The following is a 17514-nucleotide window of genomic DNA, read 5'->3' as shown; positions in this document are numbered from 1 at the left end:
CCCGGCAGATTACCGGGCTCCTCTGCTCAGGCATGCTGCGCACGCGACGGTTGCTGTGTGCGTGCCGGCTGCGCGGTGGGTTCGGGCAGCGAGGCAACGTGCACCGTGCGCGCCGGGAAGGCGAATGTCGCGTCCAGTTCGCTTACCGCCTCCATGATTGCCAGATTGATGCGTTGCTGCACATCCATGTAGACGTTGTAACTGGCGTCCAGAACGATGTACACCGTCTCGAATTCCAGCGCGCTTTCACCAAAACTGCGGAAATGGCAGCGGTCGAAGCGCGCCTGTTTTTCGTTCTTGATGATGCTTTCTACACGTTGAGTGATCTGGCGAATCTGTTCGGTCGAGCACTCGTAAGTCAGACGAAATTCGAACACCACCCGTCGTTCCTGCAAGCGCTTGTAGTTCTGAATGGTGCTGCCGATCATGTCGGCGTTGGCCATGACAATCTGCTCACCGCCCAGACTGCGGATGCGCGTGGTCTTCAGGCCGACGTGTTCGACCGTACCGGCCAGCGTGCCGACCACGATGAAATCACCCACCTCAAACGGCTTGTCGACGGCAATCGACAGCGAGGCGAACACGTCGCCAAGAATGTTCTGCACCGCCAGCGCCACAGCGATACCGCCGACACCGAGGCTGGCGACAAACGCCGTGATGTTGACGCCCAGGTTCGACAGCATCGCCAACAGAATCACTGCCCACAGCAACACTTTGACGCCCCACAGGCTCAGGGTCGCCAAAGCGCTCGCCTGAAAAGTACCGGTCGCGTTATGCCGCGAAAAATAGCGGTGCAGCCCCAGCGCCAGCGCGCGGTTGGTCCATAGGCCGACCTGTAGCGCCGCAACCACGAACCACAAACTGCTGACCCGTCCGAGCCAGCGCTGCGGCAAATCCAGCAACCCGATGCCGACCAGAATCGACGCCAACAGCAGCAACGTGGTGCTGGTCGCCGCCAGCACTTCGCTGGCCATATACGTCAGATGCCCGTTGCCAGCGCTGGCCCGCGCCTGCACCTTGCGGAAAACAAAACGGATCGCGGTGGTGGTCAGCAGATAACTGAGCGTCGCGGCGAGAAACGCCAGCACCCAGTTCGCCAGTGAAATTCCTAAAATCGTGTGCGCTGTGAAAAATCCGATGAAATCCTCGGTCATTGAAACCCCCTTTTTCGCCACGTGGCCTGTCTGGGGTTAGTCGCCCTGAGATTCCTGCTGTTCCATCAAATGCAGATTTCACCGGATCGAATGGTCAACGCCTGGCTTTCAACTGCGCTGGGCTCACACCGTAAGCACTTTGAAAATACTGACAAAAGCGCCCGACATTGCTGAAGCCAAAACGCAACGCCACCTCCGTCACCGAGCCCGCATGACCCCGCTTTAACGCTTCATAAGCGCGCTGCAAACGCACCTGACGCTGATAGGCCACGATCGACATCCCGACAAAACGCCGAAAACCTTCCTGCAACGCGCGCTGACTGACATGACTCAACCGGGCCAGATCCACACCACTGACCAATTGTTGCGGATGTGCCTGAATAAACTCCATCGCCACCTTCACATGCCGCGGTGCCACACACGGCGCCGGCCGGCGCAACGCCTCGGTGAAATTGTGCGGCCACGCCTCCAGCACCGCATCGATCAGCATCTCGCGCAAGCGCGACGGCATCAACGTGCCGCTGTTGATCAGCGCATCGAACTCAGTGCCCGTGGCCAGGTCGATCAACGCCTTGAGGCCATGAAACGCCGGCGTATCCAGATCCACGCTCGGCTCAAACACGATCTTCTGCACGATCGGTTGCTCCAGCAGCGCCGCCAAACGTTCGGTGAGCTGCTGGCGATTGATCGAAATGCCGTGATGCGCGTGATCGTCAACAAACCGCATCGAACGGATGTCCGCCTTGTCGATCGCCAGACCGACGTGCGACATGCCAATGGATTCAGTGACGTGGTTGAAAACGATCTTGCCGGCGGTGGGAATGACGAAGGTGATTTCATTCTGCGGGTCGGGGAGCGTGACGCTGAAGTCGCCGTGATAATGCATGCGCCGGAAACTCACCCCATCGTGCCGCCCATAGACACCGCCGATGATGATATGGGAGGGCGGCGGCGGGGTGTCAGCGTAACGGTTGCCGAAAAGCCTGGAGAAGAGGGCGCCGAAGTCGCAGGAGGTGAGGTTGTCGGAGCGCAGGACGATTTTCTGACGGGTTGCGGATGTTGTGGCGATCGGCGGCATTTTGGAATGCGGGCTCTTGGGGCGACGGTGGAGACGGGAAGATTAGGGGGTGGGCGTGACTGTCTGGTGACAAGGCTTGGCAATCGTCTGCTTTCGGCCAATAGCGGACATCCATTCCGTTACTGGCCAATCATCAGCTCCTCACATCCGGTCCTTCAATTGATCTTGTTCAGCTGCGGTAGCTGCCACTTGCCCGAAAGAGCATCCTGCGATGGTTGATACAGACGTAACATCACGTAGAAACCGCCTTCGGGTGCGGGTAACCAGTTAGCAGCATGCTCTCCCTGGGGTTTTTTGTGGGAAATGGGAATGGTGATAGAACCATCCGCCGCGACTTTTAACCCCGGCGTGTCGGAGCCGACCTTGTAGCGACCGATTTCGTTGTCGACCAGCATCTTGTTGCTCGCGTCATACAGGGTCAGCGACCAGAACGCATTCACCGGCGGCGCCGAAGCCAGTTTGATTTCGTATTGACTGGCGCCAGTGAGTGGTTGGTTTTTGCTGTCGGTAAAGCGCAGCGGATACATCGCTTCATGCTCACCCTGACCGCCCAGATAAGGCCCGGCCACCATGGCGCGCAGCGGATAGTTGAAGCCAAAGCTGTCGAGACCCGTCACCCAATTCCAGCCGTTGCGCACTTGCGACGTGCTGGCCAACGACGCAATCGCCACGTAGGGCGCATCTTTCAAACCTTCCTCAAGGCCTTTGCGAGTGGCCGGATTGAGCTTGTCGGGTGAAAAGCCGCTGTCCGTTAGCCCAATGCGGGCGAACTGGGCAAACAATGCAGCATCGGCAGGTTTGACCGGATTGTTCTTTAGCGCCGAGGCCAGTTCGGTAAAGAAGCCCAGCGGGTCGTCGCCAGTCTTCGGTAAGGCTGGCAAGGATTCATCCGTGTGCGACTTCCCACTCAGCGGCACGACACTGAATTGTTTTTGCAGCGCCAGGATCGGCGCGACATCTTCGCCCTGCTTGACGTGGATACGCCCCCACAGCCAGATTTTCTTGGTTGAAACGTCGAGACGCGTCGCATCTTTTGGCAGCTCGCCCTTCCAGCCAGGTGGCACCAGCACATATTTGCCGGCCTTGGTGCCGGTCGTGCGCCGTCCGACATAGTGCTCAAGCTCTTGCCACATGTTGAACACGTCGACCACGTAATAGCGGTCATGTGTATCGGGCACGGTCAAAACGTAGGGCTCGGTCAGATCCAGCACCGCACTCATGTAGTAGGTGTCATTGTTGGCGGTGGGCATGTCCTTGGCGGACGGTGACGCCAGCGAAGTGGCCCAGCCGATCTGGTTCAGGCCTGCTCGATAGCTGGTGTCGGGTTTTGGCGAGGGGACGGTTATGTATTCACGAACCACTCTTTCCATGCGCACAAGCGGATAGCCCCAGTTGTAGGCAGAAATCGCCAGGCTGTACCCATCAGCATGCATGCCTTTTTCCACGGCATCGGGAGTGGCAGGTGTGGTCAGGAGCAAGTCCGGCGTACTGGCTTGTGCATTCATTGCACTGCCGAGCGCAGCACACAGGGGCAAGACACAGAGAAACCACTGGCGAGATGAATTCATAACGAGCGTCCTTTCACGAGGAAGTGCGCCGGGCAAACCCGACTCGAGCACTGACCTGACGGCTGAATGTCTGCAAGAACCCTAGGCACAGAGTTGCTTGGCGTCAAACAGGCATGCCAGCCCCAGTGGTTCAGCGGTTGGCTATAGTGTTGATCGCTTGTTGGAATTCAGGGATCAATAGCGGGGATTAACCGATGCGCAACAACGGAGTGCTTAACGTCAGCCTGCTGGCCTTAGCGATGCTGGCCAACCCGCATCCGGCCCTCGCCCAGACGAGCATCGAAACGCAGGGTGGACAACCGCCTCCCGGTTCGCACAGTTCCATTGTGGACTTTGACTACCAGATCAAATATCAGCGCGCTTTTGAAGCCGTGCTGTGGAATATGCCGGCGATCGCCATCTACAGTTTCAGACGCGCGGCTTTTGACAATCTTGGGGTCAGGGACAACGACATCATTGCCTATTCGGCGCCAGCGACACCGAAGCTGGAAGCCATCACCGCCAACAGCAGCACGCCTTACATCACCGCATTCACCGACCTGCAAAAAGGCCCGGTGGTTCTGGAACTCCCTGCCGCCGGCGAAGACGGCAGCGTCTATGGCCAAGTCGTTGATGCCTGGCAGTTGACCATCGCCGACGTTGGCCCCTCGGGTCTGGACAAGGGCAAGGGTGGAAAATTGCTGTTCACGCCTCCGGGGTTTAACGGTGAAATACCCGCTGGCTACATTCACGTTCCATCACCCAATTACCGCATCGCCCTCGCATTTCGCTCTGTGCGCGCGCCCGGCAAAAGTGCCGCTGATGCCTATCAGTATGCAAAGAAGCTGCGCATGTATTACCTGGCCGAGGCGAGCAATCCGCCACCGCAACGCTTTATCGACCCGATCGACAAGGTTTACCCGACCCTGCCTTTCTATGACGAGCGCCATTTCGCGGACATGCATGCGGTCATGAGTGTCGAGCCTGCACGCCCGCAGGACAAGGTGATGCTCGGGATGTTGCGTTCGCTGGGGATCGAGAAAGGCAAGCCGTTTGCCCCGGACGAGGTGACCAAAAAAGCCATGCGCCAGGCGGCCATTGATGCCTGGTTTTACCTTCAGCACTGGTTCGATAACCTGCCAAAAGACAAATTCTACTGGCCAGATCGGCACTACGCGTCTCTGCTGATGACCGATGAAAACAAGCGCTTCTCGTTCGAGTACGAAGACAATATTGATCTGATCGGACGCGCGACGGAGTACTTCTGGTGCACCTATATGCCGAAGGAGTTAAGCGACTCGCCGGCAACGCAATACCTGATGGCCATGGCCGATAAAAACGGCAAGCCACTTGAAGCTGGCAAGACCTACAAAATCGACGTCCCGGCAAAAATGCCGGTCAAGCAATTCTGGGCGTTGACTGTTTATAACCGCGACACCATGTCGTTCATTTACAGCGAGACCAATCGTACAACCCTGTCCTCGTACGACCTGGAAGCAATGAAGAAAAACGCCGACGGCAGCGTCACGATCTACATCGGTCCCAAAGCGCCCGCCGGGCTGGAAACCAACTGGATTCCCACAGCGGGCAAGCGGCCGTTACCGGCCATGCGCTTTTACGGTGGCACGGAGGCACTGAACGACAGGAGCTTTGAATTGCCGGATTTCGAATTGTTTGAGTGAACCCACTATCCGACCCTGCGTTGAGAGTTTCTCGATGTCAGCTATCGGCCGGATAGCGACGGTCTGGCTCAGACCGTCGCAGTGTTGGTTAAACCTCGGTCTGCTCTGCCGTTTCCAAAGCATCATCGACCTCGATACCCAGGTTTCATTGAAGCTTGTGCGATCAACCCAGAAGACCAGACTTCTGTCCAGGCAAGTGATCATCCTCTCTGGAATCAGGAATTACGTTAAGACGTCACGTGGCACCCATTCAAAGGGTTTTTTTTCGAATCGGCAAATCAGAGAAAAACCGAGCGCCGCAGTCCAGGTTATGACTCGTTCACCGGCGCAACCATCATCTTGAGGCACTTCAAAAACAGCGGCCGATATTCTTCTGGCAAGCGTTCCAGCAACTTCCTTTCCACTTCTGCATCACGCGGCAACACGCGATCCAGTAGCTCGGCGCCCTCGGTGCCGAGGTACAGCTGATAGGCGCGTTGGTCGGTTTTGGCGCTGGTGCGGATCAGCATGCCGTTGGCGCACAGGCGTTTGACCATTTCGGCAACGGTGTTGCGATCCATGAACAGATGACCGGCCAGTGCGTTCTGGGTCAGGCCGGGGTGTTGCGATACCACGATCAGTGCTGCTTTCTGTCGCGGGGTGATCGATTCGCCGGAAAACTCTGCGTTGAACAGTTCTTCCGCGACGAAGTGCGCCCGCCGCAGCAGGTGGGAAACGATGTCTTCCAGGTGAAACTGGTCGACGAGTGTCTGGCTTTGAGAAGAAAGTTTCGCGGGCTCTGGCGTGCGTGTGGATGGCATTGGACGTCCGGTCATTCCTTGCGGTGGCGATCCTTGGGGATCAATAATAAGTACGTGCACGTACTATTTGTCAGGCAAATCAGCCAGTTAAGTATTGGTGTTCCGGTACGGCGATACAAGCCTGCTGGTAGCCACCGTGCACGTACTGCTTTTTGCGGGGGATTCGCTCAAAAAATCGTTGACAGCTCAGATAGTCAGTCATAGCATCGGTCCCATAAAGGACGTATACGTACTTAATGAAAATAACAAGATGATCTGGTCAACGACCCCGGCAACGGCTGTTACATGGACTCCTCTGGTCAGCCGCGCCTTGCCTGCGCCGCATTTTGCCTATAGCCCTGTGGTACGGGCGGGCGGCTTCGTTTACGTCTCGGGAATGGTCGGTCTCGATCCGGCTCACGGCGGATTGGTAGACGGCGGTCTGGCCGCAGAGGTGCAGCAGATCCTGATCAACCTCAGCGAAATGTGCAAGGAGCTGACGATCGGACTGGAGCAATTGATGTTGGTGCGGATCTATTGCGCTGACTTCAGCCAGTTCGGCGTGCTCAATCAGCATTGGCAAGCCTTCTTCGAAGGGCGGACTCCACCTGCGCGGACTTCGCTAGGGGTGGCGGCGCTGCCGCTGGGGGCGTTGGTTGAAATGGAATTTCAGTTCGCGATTGATTCTTCACTGCCCTGATGCAACACAAAAAGAACAGGAGAAGCGACATGGCAAACGGTGAAATTATCAGCGGGTTTCTGGCCCCTCATCCTCCGCACATTCTGTATGCAGAAAACCCACCCCAGAACGAACCGCGCTCCCAGGGCGGTTGGGAACAATTGCGCTGGGCCTATGAGCGCGCGCGCTCCAGTGTCGAGGCGTTGAAGCCGGATGTATTGCTGGTGCACTCGCCGCACTGGATCACCTCCGTGGGGCATCACTTCATCGGCGTCGAGCACCTGGCCGGGCGCTCGGTCGACCCGATCTTTCCCAACCTGTTTCGCTTCGACTACTCGATAAAATTCGACGTCGAACTGGCCGAGGCCTGCTGTGAAGAAGGCCGCAGGGCAGGGCTGCAGACCAAGATGATGCGCAACCCGCGTTTTCGCGTCGACTACGGCACCATCACCGCACTGCATATGATCCGCCCGCAGTGGGACATTCCGGTGGTGTCGATCTCGGCCAACAACACGCCTTATTACCTGAGCATGGAAGAAGGCCTGGTGGAGATGGATCTGTTGGGCAAGGCCACCCGCGAAGCGATCGCCAAATCGGGCAAGCGCGCGGTGCTGCTGGCATCCAATACCCTGTCGCACTGGCACTTTCATCAAGAGCCGGAGCCGCCGGAAGACATGACCCAGGAGCATCCGCAGAGCCAACTGGGCTATCAGTGGGACATGCGCATGATCGAGCTGATGCGGCGCGGGGAAATGCATGAAGTCTTTCGTCTGCTGCCGCAGTTCATCGACGAGGCGTTCGCCGAAGTGAAGTCCGGTGCGTTCACCTGGATGCACGCGGCCATGCAGTACCCGCAACTGGCGGCGGAACTGCACGGCTACGGCACGGTGATCGGCACCGGCAACGCGGTGATGGAATGGAATCTGCTCAAGGCCGGCCTCGCCCGTGCCGCAGCGGAAGCCGCCTGAACCTCGCGACTCGCAGACCTCTTTTCAAGGTGAACAACCATGACGCTTGTATCGGCTTTTCTGGTCCACGGTAGCCCACTGCCGCAACTTTGCCCCGATGTGCCCAATTGGCAGCGCTTTCAGCAGGCCATGCAACAGGCCGGCGCCGCATTGCGTGCCTCTCGGCCCGACGTGGTGCTCGTCTATTCAACGCAATGGTTCGCCGTGCTCGATGAGATCTGGCTGACCCGGCGCCGCAGCGAAGACATTCACGTCGACGAAAACTGGCACGAATTCGGTGAGCTGCCCTACGACTTGTACAGCGATGTGAGCCTGGCCAACGCGTGCATCGAGGCCTGCCGGGCCCAAGGCGTGAATGCCCGTGGCGCCGATTATCAAGGCTTTCCGATCGACACCGGAACCATCGTCGCCAGCACCGCGCTGGGTGTCGGCAGCGAAGCGTTGCCGCTGGTGGTGGCGTCGAACAACCTCTACGACAACGCCGAAGCGACCGAGAAGCTGGCGGCGATTGCCGTGGCCTGCGCTGCCGAACAAGGCAAACGCGTGGCGGTGGTGGGCGTCGGTGGCTTGTCCGGGAGCCTGTTTACCAAACCCATCGAAGCGCAGGACGACCGCATCGTCCACGCAGAAGAAGACGCCTGGAATCGCAAGATTCTGGCGCTGATCGAGGCGGGCAATGTCGATGCGCTGCGCGAAGTGTTGCCGGCCTACGCCGCCGAAGCGCGGGTAGACATGGGTTTCAAGCATTTTCACTGGTTGCTCGGCGCACTCGGCGGGCGTTTCCGGGGCGCCACAGTGCATCACTACGGCGCGTTGTATGGCAGCGGCGCCGCTGTCGTGGAGCTCAACCCCTGAGGGACTGAACGAGCAGGTGCGCGATCTCGCTCGAAACCGCTGCTGAAGCGCGCCGCATCAATCTTTTTCCGTAGACCGTTTGCGTTGCCGGTGCAACGCAAGCCGTGCATGCCTGCGCCCGCGATTTGTCGGGCCGGGCCTCTGCGAATTCGCGAGCCGGCTGCAGGCTCGCCGTCAGCCGTGTCATTGAGGTCAGTCATGAAAAACTATCGAAATTTTGTCAATGGTCGCTGGGTAGAGAGCCCGCGCACCTTCGAGGACATCAGCCCGGTCGACGGCTCCGTCGTCGCCGTGGTCCACGAGGCTGGCCGCGAGCTGGTGGACGAGGCGGTCAAGGCTGGCCACCGCGCCGTCGCTGGCGCCTGGGGCCGCACCAGCGCCGCAGAACGTGTCGATGTTCTGCGCCGGATCGCTGACGAAATGGAGCGCCGCCAGGCCGATTTTCTCGCCGCCGAAATGGCCGACACCGGCAAACCGCTGGCGATGGCCTCGGTGATCGACGTGCCACGCGGCATCGCCAATTTCCGTACTTTCGCTGACATTCTCGCCACCGCGCCGCTGGACAGCCATCGCCTGGACCTGCCAGACGGTGCCTACGCGCTCAACTATGCCGCCCGCAAGCCACTCGGCGTGGTCGGGGTGATTTCCCCGTGGAACCTGCCGTTGCTGTTGCTGACCTGGAAGGTCGCGCCGGCCCTGGCGTGTGGCAACGCGGTGGTGGTCAAACCCTCCGAAGACACCCCCGGCACCGCGACGCTGCTCGCCGAAGTGATGCAAGCCGCCGGTGTGCCGGATGGCGTGTTCAACCTGGTGCACGGTTTCGGTCCGGACTCGGCCGGCGAATTCATCTCCCGGCACCCGGACATCAGCGCCATCACCTTCACCGGCGAATCACGCACAGGCACCACCATCATGCGTGCTGCCGCCGAAGGGGTTAAGCCGGTGTCGTTCGAGCTGGGCGGCAAGAACGCGGCGATCATTTTCGCCGACTGCGACTTCGAGAAAATGATCGACGGCATGATGCGCGCGCTGTTTCTCAACAGCGGTCAGGTGTGCCTGTGCTCTGAGCGGGTTTATGTCGAACGACCGATTTTCGAGCGTTTCTGCACGGCAATTGCCGAGCGCATCAAGGCGATGAAAATCGACTGGCCGCACGACCCCGCCACCCAGATGGGGCCACTGATTTCGGCCAAGCATCGCGACAAGGTACTGAGCTACTTCGAACTGGCGCGCCAGGAGGGTGCGACCTTCATCGCCGGTGGCGGCGTACCGCATTTTGGTGATGCACGTGATAACGGCGCATGGGTCGAGCCGACCGTCATTGCCGGGCTGTCCGACGACGCCCGTTCGGTGCGCGAAGAGATCTTCGGGCCGATCTGCCACGTGTCGCCGTTCGACAGCGAGCGTGAAGTCATCGCCCGCGCCAACGACACCCGCTACGGCCTCGCCGCCACCATCTGGACCACCAACCTGAGCCGCGCGCACCGCGTCAGCGAGGCCATGCGCGTGGGCATCAGTTGGGTCAATACCTGGTTTCTGCGCGATCTGCGTACGCCGTTCGGTGGCGCTGGATTGTCCGGCATCGGCCGTGAAGGCGGCATGCACTCGCTGAACTTTTATTCGGAACTGACCAACGTCTGCGTACGCATTGACCAGGAGAGCGAGCAATGAGCAAACAACTTCAACGGGTCGCCGATCTGCTCGACCAGGCGGCCACAAGCGGCGAACCAGTGCCGCCGGTGCGTGACCAGTTGGCCTCGATTGCCGACGCCTACCGGGTGCAGCAGCTCAACACCCAGCGCCAGGTGCACGCCGGGCGGCGTATCACCGGGCGCAAGATCGGCCTCACGTCGCGCGCAGTGCAGCAGCAACTGGGCGTGGATCAACCGGACTTCGGCACCTTGTACGACAGCATGGAGGTCACCGACGGCGAGGCGATCGCCTGGCCACGCCTGATGCAGGCCAAGTGCGAGGCGGAAGTGGCGCTGGTGCTGGAGCGCGATCTGGACCGCGACAACATCGTGCTGAGCGATTTGCTCGCGGCCACCGCCTATGCGCTGCCGGCGATTGAAGTGGTCGGTAGCCGCATCGCCAACTGGAACATCAGCATTCTCGACACCATCGCCGATAACGCCTCGGCGGGTCTCTACGTGCTCGGCCAGCGGCCGGTGAAACTTGCCGATCTGGATTTGCGTCTGGCCGGCATGGTCATGGAGCGCCAGGGTGAGCCGGTATCTTTCGGCGTCGGTGCGGCGTGCCTGGGTCATCCCTTGAATGCCGCGTTGTGGCTGGCACGCACCCTGGTCGAAATGGGCACGCCACTGCGGGCCGGCGACGTGGTGCTCAGCGGTGCCCTGGGGCCGATGGTCAGTGTCGCGCCCGGTGATGTTTTCGAGGCACGCATTCAGGGTCTGGGCAGCGTCCGGGCCTGTTTCGAACCCGCCAATTGAGGTGATCCGCATGAAAATCCAACGTATTGCCCAGCGCCTCGATGAGGCGGCCCGGCTCGCTCAGGCGACCCTGCAACTCAGCGGTGAAGACACCGTCACGCTGGACGAGGCCTATCAGGTGCAGCGCCAGTTGATCGAACAACGTCTTGCCCGTGGCGCGCGTCAGGTGGGCATGAAAATGGGCTTCACCAGCCGCGCGAAAATGGCCCAGATGGGTGTTTCCGATCTGATCTGGGGGCGCTTGACTTCGGACATGTGGATCGAGGAGGGCGGCAGCATCGATTTGTCGCGGTATGTGCACCCGCGTGTCGAGCCGGAGGTGTGCTTTCTGCTCGGCAAGCGCCTGCAAGGGCAGGTGACGCCGTTGCAGGCATTGGCCGCAGTCGAAGCCGTCGCGCCGGCGCTTGAGGTGATTGACTCGCGCTACCGCGACTTCAAGTTTTCGCTGCCTGACGTGGTCGCCGACAACGCGTCGTCGTCCGGCTTCGTCGTCGGCGGCTGGCAGCGGCCCGACACCGATCTCGACAACCTGGGGCTGGTAATGAGCTTCGACGGCCGAGCGGTGGAGATGGGCAGCACGGCGGCGATTCTCGGGGCCCCGGTGCGTGCGCTGGTGGCGGCGGCGCGCCTGGCTGCACAGCACGGCGAAGCGCTGGAGCCCGGCAGCCTGGTGCTGGCCGGTGCAGCGACGGCAGCCGTGGCGTTGCGTCCGGGCGTCGCGGTGCGTTGTGAATTCCAGCAGCTGGGCAGCGTGGCGTTCCAAACGCTGCGCGAGGAGTAAAGCCATGAGTGACAAAGCGCAAACCCGTGCCCGCGTGGTCGAGGGCAAAGCCACCCCGTTGGGCGCCTTTCCACACGTCAAACGCGCCGGTGACTTTCTGTTCGTTTCCGGCACCAGTTCGCGACGTCCCGATAACAGCATCGCCGGTGCCGAGCTGGATGCGACAGGGCGCGTGCGCCCGTGCATTGAAGTGCAGACCCGCGAGGTGCTGAACAACATTCGCGACATTCTGCGCAGTGTCGACGCCGACCTCGAAGATGTGGTCGAGGTCTGCAGCTATCTGGTCAACATGAACGATTTCGCTCAGTACAACCAGGTCTACGCGCAGTTCTTCGACGCCGACGGCCCGACGCGCACCACCGTAGCCGTGCACCAGTTGCCCCACCCGCACCTGGTCATTGAAATCAAGGCCGTGGCCTACAAGCCATTGCGCTGAACCCACTCACCGAGTGCGGGCCGCAGCCGAGGCGGTGGCCTGCACTCGACAGGAGAAGAACAGATGTCATCTGCTCGCATTCCCGTGGCAATCATTGGCTCGGGCAACATCGGCACCGATCTGATGATCAAGATCCTGCGCAATTCCGACATGCTCGAAGTGGCTGCGATGGTCGGCATCGACCCGACCTCCGACGGTCTGGCGCGTGCCGAACGTCTCGGCGTGCCCACCACCGCAGAGGGCATCGAGGGACTGCTCGCGTTGCCCGATTTCAAGAAAATCCGCATCGCCTTTGACGCCACTTCGGCAGGTGCGCACAAGGTGCATGACGCCAGACTGCGCGACCACGGTGTACGCGTCATCGACCTGACCCCGGCCGCGCTTGGGCCTTTCGTGATTCCGGTGGTGAACTTCGCCGAGCATGCCGAGGCGCCGAACCTGAACATGGTGACCTGCGGCGGCCAGGCGACCATTCCGATCGTGCATGCAGTGGCGAGCGTGGCGCCGGTGCATTACGCCGAAATCGTCGCGGCGATTTCCAGCAAGTCCGCCGGCCCGGGCACCCGCGCCAATATCGATGAATTCACCGAGACCACCTCTCGCGCCATCGTCGAAGTGGGCGGAGCCGCCCGTGGCAAGGCGATCATCGTCCTCAACCCGGCCGAGCCGCCGCTGATCATGCGCGACACCATCTACTGCTTCGTGCCGCCGGATGCCGACACCCAGGCAATCGCCAGCGCCGTCGAGGCGCGCGTCGCTGAAGTGCGTGGTTACGTGCCGGGTTATCGGCTCAAACAACACGTGCAGTTCGAGCATTTTGGCGATGACAACCCGCAGAACATTCCCGGTCTTGGCTGGAGCACCGGCATCAAGGTCGCGGTGTTCCTCGAAGTGGAAGGTGCCGGGCATTACCTGCCGGCGTTCGCTGGCAACCTCGACATCATGACCAGCGCGGCGTTGACCGTCGCCGAACGTATTGCCCAAGCGCAACTCGCCGATGAAGGGGTGGGAAAATGATCGACAAGAATAGAAAAATCCACGTTTGCGACGTCACCCTGCGCGACGGTATGCATGCCGTGCGTCACCGCTACAGCCTCGAACAGGTGGCTCGGATCGCCCAGGCGCTGGACGATGCCGGCGTCGACAGCATTGAAGTTGCGCACGGCGATGGCTTGCAGGGTTCGAGTTTCAACTACGGCTTTGGCGCACACACCGATCTTGAGTGGATCGAGTCGGCGGCGGCGGTGGTCAAGCGCGCCCGCATTGCCACGCTGTTGCTGCCGGGGATCGGCACCGTGCACGACCTCAAGGCTGCCTACAACGCTGGCGCGCGCATCGTGCGCGTGGCCACTCACTGTACCGAAGCCGACGTGTCCCGCCAGCACATCGAATACGCCCGTTCGTTGGGTATGGACACCGTCGGTTTCCTGATGATGAGCCACATGCAAACCCCCGCCGGGCTCGCCGCGCAAGGCAAGCTGATGGAAAGCTACGGCGCGCAGTGCATCTACGTGGTGGACTCGGGCGGGGCGATGAACATGTGGGACATTGCCGAGCGCTTCAAAGCCCTCAAGGACGTGCTCGACCCGGCTACCGAGACCGGCATGCATGCCCATCACAACCTCAGCCTCGGCGTGGCCAACAGCTTGATTGCCCTCGAAAACGGCTGTGATCGCATCGATGCCAGCCTCACCGGTATGGGCGCCGGAGCCGGTAACGCACCGCTGGAAGTGTTCATCGCCGCGGCCCAGCGTATGGGCCTGAACCACGGCTGTGATGTGAAAAAGCTGATCGATGCCGCCGAAGACATTGTCCGCCCGTTGCAGGAGCGAGTGGTGCGGGTCGACCGCGAAACGCTCGCGCTGGGTTATGCCGGGGTTTATTCAAGCTTCCTGCGCCACGCCGAAGCGGCCGCCAGCAAATACGGTTTGTCGGCTTTCGACATCCTCGTCGAGTTGGGCAAGCGCCGGATGATCGGCGGCCAGGAAGACATGATCGTCGACGTCGCCCTCGACATGCTCAAAAAGACCTGAAGCGCTTATTTACAGGTTTTTCCGATAAGGCCCGCAGGTGATGCGGGCCTGACCGGGGGGCGGCTGCGCTTGTGAAAGGTAAGCGCCTGCCTGGTTTTTTCGCCAATCAATGGGTAGACACGATGAACAATAACAACAGTGCTGTAAGCCCATCTCTCGTCACCGCGCGGCTGTTGTTGGGCTGCTCGCTGACCGCGCCGGCCGCGCTGGCCCTCGCCACTGAAGGTGGCGGCTCCATGTACCCTATGGGTGCCGAGAACTACTTGTCCGGCGCAATGCCGCCACCGGGTCTGTATGGCACCGTCTACGCCCAGCATTACCGCGCCGACCGTTTGCGCGGCAATGACGGGCGGCAGCTGCCAGTGGACTTCCGCCTGCGCGCCGATGTCATCGCGCCGCGCGTCGTGTGGGTCACCGAGCAGAAGGTGTTGGGCGGCAGTCTGGCGTTCCATGCCATCGCGCCGCTGGTCGAGCTGAAGGTCTCGCTCGATGGCGCCAGTCAGCGCAAGCGCGAGCTGGGCGACATCACGTTCGGCCCCGGCCTGGGCTACCACTACAGTGAAAAAATGCATGCCGCCTATGGCATCGATTTCTTCGCGCCCACGGGACGTTTTGACCGCGACGATCTGGTCAATATCGGCCGTAATTACTGGACCGTGCAACCGGTGGCGGCCTTCAGCTACGTCGATCCGGACGGGCTGAACATCGACATCAAGACCATGTACGACTTCAACCTGCGCAACCGCGCAACCGATTACCGTTCCGGCCAGGAGCTGCACGCCGACTATGCCATCGGCTGGGGCTTGCGCAATGGCTGGGTGCTTGGTGTGGGCGGCTACGTGTACCGGCAGACCACCGACGACGATGTCCGCGGTGAGCGGGTCGAGGACAATAAAGGTCGTGCGTTCGCCATCGGCCCATCGATCAAATACAGCAGTCAGCAAGGTTGGTTTGTGACTGCAAAGTGGCAGCAGGAGCGCGCGGTGCGCAATCGCGCCGAAGGCGACGCCTATTGGCTGAAGCTGGTTTTTCCGTTCTGACCTCTTGGCGAACGATTGCCAATGGCGCTGGCCCCCAAGAACTTCCCGGAGCATGCCTGTATGAAAACCCCGATCTACCAACGTTTTACCTCGACGGCGCAGCTTGACGAGCAGTACGACATCGAGGCCTCGGTCAAGGACTTCGATGGCTATGTTCAGCAATTCATCGAGCAAAGCCAAATCGCACGCGCCCAACTGCCCAATAGGCTGGATGTGCCCTACGGCCCGACCCTGGACGAAACCTTCGACGTGTTTTTCCCCCAACAGGCAACCCCCGAAACCTTGCGCCCGGCAGTGTTCTTCGTTCATGGCGGTTACTGGCGGGCGACCACCAGCAAGGAGTGGAGCTTCGTGGCCAAGGGCTTGGCCGCGCTGGGCGTGGTGACGGTGGTCGAGAACTACACCCTGGCGCCGAAAGTCACCATTGCCGAGATCGTACGCCAGCATCGCGCGGCGTTCTGCTTCCTGTGGCGCAACGCCGAGCGGTTCGGGATTGATCGCGAGCGCATCGTGGTGGTCGGGCATTCGGCTGGAGCCCACGGAGTGGCCGAGCTGCTGGCGACCGATTGGGTGGGCGACTATGGCCTGCCGGCCCAACCCTACCAAGGCGCCATCGCTGTCAGCGGGGTGTTTGACTTGCGTCCGCTGCCGCATACCTTCCTGGCCTCGACAATTGATTTCACCTGGCAATCGGTCGAGTCGCTGAGCCCGATATTGCACATCCCGGCGCAGCTGCCGCCCCTGATGCTGGCCTACGGGCTGCGCGAAACGGACGAATTCCGCCGCCAGACGACGGACTATGCCTGCGCCTGCAGAGAGCACGGTGCGCCGGCCGAGCTGCTCGCGCTGGACTCAGACCATTTCAACATTCTCGACGACCTGGCGGCAGGCAGCGGGCCCATGGTGCAGTGGATCAAGCGGTGGCTAAAGCTGGACGCTCGGGCCTGAATCCGAGAGCGATTTCTGCCTGGTTGTAACTGTTCCTTTGCACCTGAGCGCTTTGGCTCGTTCCAATTGATGCTCTGCGAAACCGACTCAAGAACAACCTGGCTGTGAATTTCAAATCAACAAAAGGTAGGGTTCCCAATGAAAAGCAAAATTGCCGTGTCGGTATTGCTCGCCTCTGTGGCCTTCGGTGTTCAGGCCGCAGAGAACAATATGGTCTGCGAAAAACCACTGCCGCTCTCGGCGCCTCAGGATGAATGGTCACTGTTTCAGGAAACGGTCAAGCGCGCGCCCGCTGTCATGGGCGATGTGCACCGTGAATATTATGGCAAAGGCCTGGATAACTTCGGCGACCTGCGTTTACCCAAAGGCAAAGGGCCGTTTCCGGTTGTAGTGGTGGTTCACGGTGGACGCTGGAGCGCTGATGTCAGCCTCGATTACATGGCGCCGGTCGCTGATCTGCTGACCAAGGCAGGCTTCGCGACGTGGAACATCGAATACAGCCGTGTGGGCAGTTACGGCGAATGGCCGAACTCTTTCAAAACGGTCGCGAGCGCGGCGGACAAGTTGCAGGAGCTGGCGAAGACGTACCCGTTGGACTTGAAGAAAACAGTCACCATCGGTCATTCATCGGGGGGCCATTACGCGCTGTGGCTGGCCGGTAGAAGCCTGTTGAAGCCGGAGTCTGAACTGTATGCCGCGAACCCGTTGAAAATCTCCGGCGTGGTCGTGCTCGATGGTGTGGTCGACCTGGCCTGGTATGCGACCCTGCCCCGCGGCGATGTTCAGGCCAAGGTGCTTGGCAACATTCAAGGTGAGGCGCTGCAGAAGCGTTTGCAGGAAGTCTCCCCGGCGCAAATGCCACTGGTAAAAGTCCCGCAGGTATTCATCACCAATCAGAGTGACCGCTTTCCCTCCGTTCGCGATTACGTGAAGCGCGCAACAGCTGCCGGCGTGCAGTCGCGGTATGACGCGCTGTGTGATTCCAATCACTTTGCGCCCGTGAACACGGCCAACGCCGAGATGGCAGAGAAGCTGGTCAAGTACGTGTCCGAACTGTCCCGATAAAGTCTTGGTTAACTGACTT

17 protein-coding genes are annotated in these 17514 nt (G+C 60.5%); 13 read left to right on the top strand and 4 right to left on the bottom strand.

Translation table 11 applies throughout. The annotated features are described in order from the left end of the window. Positions 1-26: 26 nt before the first annotated feature. From ACP7D9_RS09810 to ACP7D9_RS09800, 3 genes are all read right to left on the bottom strand, one after another. Complete coding sequence (locus tag ACP7D9_RS09810) at positions 27-1154, bottom strand: mechanosensitive ion channel family protein (protein ID WP_101162438.1); 1128 nt, start codon at positions 1152-1154, stop codon at positions 27-29. A gap of 94 nt (positions 1155-1248) precedes the next feature. Continuing rightward, positions 1249-2232 (bottom strand): AraC family transcriptional regulator, encoded by a 984-nt coding sequence (locus tag ACP7D9_RS09805; RefSeq protein ID WP_426157065.1) that lies wholly within the window; start codon positions 2230-2232, stop codon positions 1249-1251. 155 nt (positions 2233-2387) lie between these two features. After that, complete coding sequence (locus tag ACP7D9_RS09800) at positions 2388-3836, bottom strand: DUF1254 domain-containing protein (protein WP_426157063.1); 1449 nt, start codon at positions 3834-3836, stop codon at positions 2388-2390. A gap of 158 nt (positions 3837-3994) precedes the next feature. Between ACP7D9_RS09800 and ACP7D9_RS09795 the strand changes: the two genes are divergently transcribed. Further along, positions 3995-5461, top strand: coding sequence for a DUF1254 domain-containing protein (locus tag ACP7D9_RS09795; RefSeq protein ID WP_426157061.1), 1467 nt, complete (start codon positions 3995-3997; stop codon positions 5459-5461). A 308-nt stretch (positions 5462-5769) separates the two neighbouring features. Here the strand turns inward: ACP7D9_RS09795 and ACP7D9_RS09790 are convergent, their stop codons facing one another. Further along, positions 5770-6261, bottom strand: a complete 492-nt coding sequence (locus tag ACP7D9_RS09790; protein ID WP_426157059.1) for a MarR family winged helix-turn-helix transcriptional regulator — start codon at positions 6259-6261, stop codon at positions 5770-5772. A gap of 136 nt (positions 6262-6397) precedes the next feature. On the opposite strand from ACP7D9_RS09790, the gene ACP7D9_RS09785 reads away from it, so the two are divergent. The 12 genes from ACP7D9_RS09785 (at position 6398) to ACP7D9_RS09730 (ending at position 17495) form a co-directional block, all read left to right on the top strand. Beyond that, positions 6398-6940, top strand: coding sequence for a RidA family protein (locus tag ACP7D9_RS09785; RefSeq protein ID WP_426157057.1), 543 nt, complete (start codon positions 6398-6400; stop codon positions 6938-6940). Between the two features lie 29 nt (positions 6941-6969). After that, the gene (locus ACP7D9_RS09780) at positions 6970-7887 is read left to right on the top strand and encodes a tRNA U-34 5-methylaminomethyl-2-thiouridine biosynthesis protein (RefSeq protein WP_426157055.1); all 918 of its coding nucleotides are present in this window, start codon (positions 6970-6972) and stop codon (positions 7885-7887) included. Between the two features lie 39 nt (positions 7888-7926). Beyond that, on the top strand, positions 7927-8742 hold the full coding sequence (locus ACP7D9_RS09775) for a tRNA U-34 5-methylaminomethyl-2-thiouridine biosynthesis protein (protein WP_426157053.1): 816 nt from the start codon (positions 7927-7929) through the stop codon (positions 8740-8742). Positions 8743-8940: 198 nt separating this feature from the next. Further along, positions 8941-10413: a 2-hydroxymuconic semialdehyde dehydrogenase gene (locus ACP7D9_RS09770; protein WP_426157051.1), complete on the top strand. Its 1473-nt coding sequence runs from the start codon at positions 8941-8943 to the stop codon at positions 10411-10413. After that, positions 10410-11192, top strand: coding sequence for a 2-keto-4-pentenoate hydratase (locus ACP7D9_RS09765; protein ID WP_426157049.1), 783 nt, complete (start codon positions 10410-10412; stop codon positions 11190-11192). Before ACP7D9_RS09770 ends, ACP7D9_RS09765 begins: the two co-directional genes overlap by 4 nt. Before the next feature lie 10 nt (positions 11193-11202). Further along, entirely contained in the window at positions 11203-11973 is a 771-nt protein-coding gene (locus ACP7D9_RS09760) for a 2-keto-4-pentenoate hydratase (protein ID WP_426157047.1), read from the top strand. Positions 11974-11977: 4 nt separating this feature from the next. After that, complete coding sequence (locus tag ACP7D9_RS09755) at positions 11978-12409, top strand: RidA family protein (RefSeq protein WP_397478267.1); 432 nt, start codon at positions 11978-11980, stop codon at positions 12407-12409. A gap of 63 nt (positions 12410-12472) precedes the next feature. Beyond that, positions 12473-13426 carry an acetaldehyde dehydrogenase (acetylating) gene (locus tag ACP7D9_RS09750; RefSeq protein WP_426157045.1) on the top strand — a complete coding sequence of 318 codons (954 nt, stop codon included), beginning with the start codon at positions 12473-12475 and terminating at the stop codon, positions 13424-13426. Further along, on the top strand, positions 13423-14442 hold the full coding sequence (gene dmpG / locus ACP7D9_RS09745) for a 4-hydroxy-2-oxovalerate aldolase (protein WP_426157043.1): 1020 nt from the start codon (positions 13423-13425) through the stop codon (positions 14440-14442). Before ACP7D9_RS09750 ends, dmpG begins: the two co-directional genes overlap by 4 nt. Positions 14443-14564: 122 nt before the next feature. Beyond that, positions 14565-15482 carry a SphA family protein gene (locus ACP7D9_RS09740; protein ID WP_426157041.1) on the top strand — a complete coding sequence of 306 codons (918 nt, stop codon included), beginning with the start codon at positions 14565-14567 and terminating at the stop codon, positions 15480-15482. Positions 15483-15503: 21 nt separating this feature from the next. Further along, entirely contained in the window at positions 15504-16430 is a 927-nt protein-coding gene (locus ACP7D9_RS09735) for an alpha/beta hydrolase (RefSeq protein WP_426157039.1), read from the top strand. A gap of 138 nt (positions 16431-16568) precedes the next feature. Further along, entirely contained in the window at positions 16569-17495 is a 927-nt protein-coding gene (locus ACP7D9_RS09730; protein ID WP_426157037.1) for an alpha/beta hydrolase family protein, read from the top strand. Positions 17496-17514: the final 19 nt, after the last annotated feature.

The organism is Pseudomonas sp. TSRC2-2 (assembly GCF_049897785.1).
In the GTDB taxonomy this organism is placed as follows: domain Bacteria; phylum Pseudomonadota; class Gammaproteobacteria; order Pseudomonadales; family Pseudomonadaceae; genus Aquipseudomonas.
Note: the sequence above shows the minus strand (reverse complement) of the source record. Positions and strands in the feature narration are given on the sequence as shown.

Excerpts from the sequence above, each read along its gene's own strand:
- ACP7D9_RS09760 (WP_426157047.1), top strand. The coding sequence starts at position 11,203 with ATGAAAATCCAACGTATTGCCCAGCGCCTCGATGAGGCGGCCCGGCTC.
- ACP7D9_RS09795 (WP_426157061.1), top strand. The coding sequence starts at position 3,995 with ATGCGCAACAACGGAGTGCTTAACGTCAGCCTGCTGGCCTTAGCGATG.
- ACP7D9_RS09770 (WP_426157051.1), top strand. The coding sequence starts at position 8,941 with ATGAAAAACTATCGAAATTTTGTCAATGGTCGCTGGGTAGAGAGCCCG.
- ACP7D9_RS09790 (WP_426157059.1), bottom strand. The coding sequence starts at position 6,261 with ATGCCATCCACACGCACGCCAGAGCCCGCGAAACTTTCTTCTCAAAGC.
- ACP7D9_RS09755 (WP_397478267.1), top strand. The coding sequence starts at position 11,978 with ATGAGTGACAAAGCGCAAACCCGTGCCCGCGTGGTCGAGGGCAAAGCC.
- ACP7D9_RS09730 (WP_426157037.1), top strand. The coding sequence starts at position 16,569 with ATGAAAAGCAAAATTGCCGTGTCGGTATTGCTCGCCTCTGTGGCCTTC.
- ACP7D9_RS09740 (WP_426157041.1), top strand. The coding sequence starts at position 14,565 with ATGAACAATAACAACAGTGCTGTAAGCCCATCTCTCGTCACCGCGCGG.
- dmpG (WP_426157043.1), top strand. The coding sequence starts at position 13,423 with ATGATCGACAAGAATAGAAAAATCCACGTTTGCGACGTCACCCTGCGC.
- ACP7D9_RS09765 (WP_426157049.1), top strand. The coding sequence starts at position 10,410 with ATGAGCAAACAACTTCAACGGGTCGCCGATCTGCTCGACCAGGCGGCC.
- ACP7D9_RS09810 (WP_101162438.1), bottom strand. The coding sequence starts at position 1,154 with ATGACCGAGGATTTCATCGGATTTTTCACAGCGCACACGATTTTAGGA.
- ACP7D9_RS09750 (WP_426157045.1), top strand. The coding sequence starts at position 12,473 with ATGTCATCTGCTCGCATTCCCGTGGCAATCATTGGCTCGGGCAACATC.
- ACP7D9_RS09805 (WP_426157065.1), bottom strand. The coding sequence starts at position 2,232 with ATGCCGCCGATCGCCACAACATCCGCAACCCGTCAGAAAATCGTCCTG.
- ACP7D9_RS09735 (WP_426157039.1), top strand. The coding sequence starts at position 15,504 with ATGGCGCTGGCCCCCAAGAACTTCCCGGAGCATGCCTGTATGAAAACC.
- ACP7D9_RS09780 (WP_426157055.1), top strand. The coding sequence starts at position 6,970 with ATGGCAAACGGTGAAATTATCAGCGGGTTTCTGGCCCCTCATCCTCCG.
- ACP7D9_RS09775 (WP_426157053.1), top strand. The coding sequence starts at position 7,927 with ATGACGCTTGTATCGGCTTTTCTGGTCCACGGTAGCCCACTGCCGCAA.